1 protein-coding gene is annotated in these 210 nt (G+C 59.0%); it reads left to right on the plus strand.

Features of this window, described 5'->3' with window-relative positions:
- Positions 1-210, plus strand: a 210-nt coding sequence (locus tag AB4Y43_RS40755; protein WP_368730320.1) for a helix-turn-helix domain-containing protein, incomplete at both ends; no start/stop codon positions are given.

Below are 210 nucleotides of genomic sequence, written 5' to 3' on the forward strand. Positions count from 1 at the left end.
GTCATACGAGTCAAGAAATTGCAACGCAGTGCGAGGTGACACCGCCGGCAATTACGCACTGGAAGAAGCGGTTTGTTGCCCATGGACTTGCCGGTCTGCATGATGAAGCCCGTCCAGGCCGGCCTCGCACGCATGATGATGAAGCAGTCGCGGAATTGCTTGCGAGGATGCTGCATGAGAAGCCGGACGGGGCAACGCACTGGAGCGTGC

The organism is Paraburkholderia sp. BR10872 (genome assembly GCF_040965835.1).
Taxonomy (GTDB): Bacteria; Pseudomonadota; Gammaproteobacteria; order Burkholderiales; family Burkholderiaceae; genus Paraburkholderia; species Paraburkholderia nodosa_A.